This is a genomic window from Rhizobium ecuadorense, assembly GCF_001187535.1.
GTDB classification, from domain to species: Bacteria; Pseudomonadota; Alphaproteobacteria; order Rhizobiales; family Rhizobiaceae; genus Rhizobium; species Rhizobium ecuadorense.
In genome coordinates this window covers 1-344 of the sequence record NZ_LFIO01000200.1, presented here as the reverse complement: position 1 = coordinate 344, position 344 = coordinate 1, and the positions used below count along the sequence as shown (strand labels likewise).

Below are 344 nucleotides of genomic sequence, written 5' to 3'. Positions count from 1 at the left end.
CCAGGAGGCCTTGGTAAAATAGGAGGATTCCGGATCTTCGATCGGATCGGTCAGATATTCGTCGCGATGATGCTCCAGATGGCTTTCCCTATAGATCGGATAAGGCAGCCACAGCGACAGCGGTATCGACCCGATCGCGTCGTTTATGCCTTGGTTTCCCGTCGGATGGCCGTGAATGACTTCGTGCTGAAGGGATCCATGCCAGGCAATCAACCAGCCTCCGGCGATCACGGCCATGATCAGCGGCAATGATTGCCACCACCAGGTGAGCGCAAGAAATCCGCCATGGATGACGAGTGCGAGAATGACGGTCGGCCATTCCGTCGAACGCGACGGAATAATGG

General features: G+C 56.1%; 1 protein-coding gene. It reads right to left on the bottom strand.

Annotation, left to right across the window (positions count from 1 at the left end; genetic code table 11):
- A partial coding sequence (locus AF337_RS04650) for a fatty acid desaturase (RefSeq protein WP_193393571.1) occupies positions 1–342 on the bottom strand: 342 nt, incomplete at its 3' end.
- Positions 343–344: the final 2 nt, after the last annotated feature.